This window comes from Longimicrobium sp. (genome assembly GCF_036399255.1).
GTDB lineage: Bacteria > Gemmatimonadota > Gemmatimonadetes > Longimicrobiales > Longimicrobiaceae > Longimicrobium.
Window position 1 is genome coordinate 1 of record NZ_DASWNM010000052.1, and the last position, 2,745, is coordinate 2,745.

Annotated in this window: 3 protein-coding genes and 1 pseudogene; 1 reads left to right on the forward strand and 3 read right to left on the reverse strand. The window is 70.8% G+C overall.

Annotated features, from left to right (window positions below; all coding sequences use genetic code 11):
• Both VGC13_RS33615 and VGC13_RS08910 read right to left on the reverse strand, forming a co-directional pair.
• A partial coding sequence (locus VGC13_RS33615; RefSeq protein WP_414682985.1) for an anti-sigma factor family protein occupies window positions 1-167 on the reverse strand: 167 nt, incomplete at its 3' end.
• Window positions 164-691, reverse strand: a complete 528-nt coding sequence (locus VGC13_RS08910; protein ID WP_331124888.1) for a sigma-70 family RNA polymerase sigma factor — start codon at window positions 689-691, stop codon at window positions 164-166. The genes VGC13_RS33615 and VGC13_RS08910, both read right to left, overlap by 4 nt.
• 321 nt (window positions 692-1,012) lie before the next feature.
• On the opposite strand from VGC13_RS08910, the pseudogene VGC13_RS33415 reads away from it, so the two are divergent.
• A pseudogene (locus tag VGC13_RS33415) lies at window positions 1,013-1,143 on the forward strand (PEP-utilizing enzyme); the annotation flags it as partial.
• 170 nt (window positions 1,144-1,313) lie between these two features.
• On the opposite strand, the gene VGC13_RS08915 reads toward VGC13_RS33415, so the two are convergent.
• Window positions 1,314-2,159, reverse strand: coding sequence for a GH25 family lysozyme (locus VGC13_RS08915; RefSeq protein WP_331124889.1), 846 nt, complete (start codon window positions 2,157-2,159; stop codon window positions 1,314-1,316).
• Window positions 2,160-2,745: the final 586 nt, after the last annotated feature.

Below are 2,745 nucleotides of genomic sequence, written 5' to 3' on the forward strand. Positions count from 1 at the left end.
GGCGCGGGGTCCTGGCGCGCGGCGTCGCCCAGGGCGCGCAGGCGGACGAGCGTGGCGCGGCAGCGCGCGCAGCGCTCCAGGTGGCGCAGCACGTGGGCGCGGCGCGCGTCGTTCAGGGTGCCGTCCACGAAGCGCGACAGCGTCCGCAACGGGGGATGAAGGATCACAGCGATCTCCTGAGCAGGGATTGCAGCAGCTTGCGCGCGCGAAAGAGCCGGACTTCGGAGGTGCCGGAGCGGATGGCGAGGGTTTCGGCGATCTCGGCGTGCGAGTAGCCCTCGACCTCCTTGAGCACGAAGACGGTGCGCAGCGGCTCCGGAAGCGCCGCGAGGGCGCGGTGCAGCGCCGCCGCCAGCCCCGGCTGCGCGGCCGTCGCGGCCACTTCGTCCGCGCCCTCCAGCGGCACCTCGCGCCGCCGCCCGGAGCGGCGCATGCGCATCAGGGCGGTGCGGACGGCCACCTGCCGCAGCCACCCTTCCAGGCTGCCGCGCGCGCCGTACTTCTGCAGCGCCTCGGGAAGGCCGATGAAGACGTCCTGCAGCACGTCGTCCGCCTCGGCGGCGGAGCCCGTCACGCGCCAGGCGGTGCGGTGCACCAGCTCGCCGTAGCGGTGGTACAGCGCCGCGAGCGCGTCCGCGTCGCCGGCCGCGGCGCGCCGGGCGAGTGCGTGGGGCGGGGGAATCTCGGTCACGCAGGTAGACATCGAACGAAGGGGCGGTGGGGAGACGAGGGCCTCACTTCTCCTGATGCCGCACGGGGTGCCGAATCTTACAACCTGCCGGAAACGTGGCGCATCCGTGCGGCGTGGTGGTGGCTGGCGAAGCGAGCCGCATGACGCGCAGGTCGTGTCCGATCCCGCGGCCCTGGTGTGCACGGCGGCGAAGGCGGATTTCACGCGGAGACGTGGAGGACGTGGAGGACGTGGAGGACGTGGAGGGCGTGGAGGACGTGGAGGACGTGGAGGACGCTTTCATCCGCGCCTCTCGTTCCTGTTGGACGGCGGTTTCAAGCCCTGATGACGCACGGCGCGGTGATCGCGCGCGAGTACGGCCTGCCGGCGGTCGTGGGGTGGGTCACGCCGCCGGGCGGATCCGGGATGGGCAGCGGATCCGCGTGCATGGAACGGACGGGTACGTCGAGATCCTGCTCTGGCCGGCCCGCCCGACAGGTAGTCCGGCGGCACGTGGCCCCTCAGCCAGGCGCCGATGGCGGCCGGGTAGAAGGCGTGGCCGCCCGCGTGCATGGCTGCGGCGCCCATCGCCGGGACGACAGGCGGCCCGCGGCGCGCGGGCGGTCTGCGTTCACGCCGTCGGTCAGGCGGGGCCCAGGACCCGGCTGCTGGACCAGCCGGCCATCCCCGCGCCGTCGTCGATCTTCCACCAATCACGGCCGCCCGCCTGCCGCGGCCCGTCGGTGATCGACACCGGGGTGCCACGCGGCAGCTCCGCCACCTCGGGCGAGCCCACGCCGGGGGCGCTGCGCACCTTGCCGTCCTGGCTGAACACGGCCTTTCCGCCCTTCTCCAGGCCACCCAGGCGGAACGCGGCCAGTTCGGCCTCTTCGCCGTTGAAGCGGTTGCGGTCCACGCCGCTGCCGATCCCTTTCACCTTGCCCTGGTCGGTGTACTGCCACACCGCGTGCGTGGTCCAGCCGCCCACCAGCGTGGGCTTCTGCACGCCGTAGCGGGCGATCCACAGCGGGCACTCGTCGGCGAACTCCCTGGAGTTGCCGGTGAGCTCCACCCAGGCGGACGGATACGTGTAGATCATCGGCGCGCGGCCGATCGCCTCCTTCACCGCGTCGACGACCACCCTGATCCGGCGCACCACTTCGGCCCTGGAGTAGGTGACGCGCCCGCCGCCGTCACCCTCCGCCTCCACGTCGATCGCCGGAACCAGGTCGCCGGGGTGGCGGGGCAGGAGGTTCAGGAAGAATCTGGCCTGCTTCTCCGGATCGACGTCGTGGCGGTAGAAGTGGTATCCCCCGGGTACGATGCCCACCTCGCGGCACCTGGCGTGGTTCGTCCCCGACCTGGGATCGGCGAACGTGTTTCCCTGGCTCGTCTTGATCAGCGCGAACGCAATGCCGGCGTCCCGGACCTGCGTCCAGTTGATGATGCCCTGCTTGTGGTACACGTCCACGCCTTCCAGCTGTGCCATGATCTCCTCCGCTTCCGATGATTCCGGCCCCATGCTCCACGCGATCGAGGACGTGCCGCAATCTACTCTTCGCCGCGCGGGAGTGGTGAGGACCTCGTGCAGTGCCTCCGCATGGTTGGATTGGAGGGCACCCTGCGCCTGTTTTCCCGGAGAAGGAGGACCGCTGGCGGGCGGATGGCAAGCTGGTGGTAACGGACGGGTCCGATGCGTCTGCGCACCTTTTCGCGGCCGACGGCCGGCTGCGGAAGGTCCTGGGCCGCAAGGGATCCGGCCCGGGCAAATTCCAGATTCCGCATGCTCCAGAAACGCGGGCTTCAGCCGTGGTCTGTGCTCCGGGTGCGCACCGCGGAAGGCGCCGCTCCTCGATCAGCGGGTACGAAAAAGCCATGGCGCCGACCGAAGGACCTCGCTGGCACACACCCAGGAGATGGTCGCGCGGCATGAAGCCGGCCCCGCCTCGCCAGAAAGCAGGTCCTTCGGTCGCGCGCAGGCGGTTGTGTGGAATCGGGTTACACGTGGTGCGCTCCCTCAGCGCGTGTTTTAAGAATCCGCCGCTGCGCATCCAGGCAGATCGCAGATCTACCAG

Bases quoted from the DNA above. Each gene is read 5' to 3' on its own strand.
- VGC13_RS08915 (WP_331124889.1), bottom strand. From the start codon at position 2,159: ATGGCACAGCTGGAAGGCGTGGACGTGTACCACAAGCAGGGCATCATC.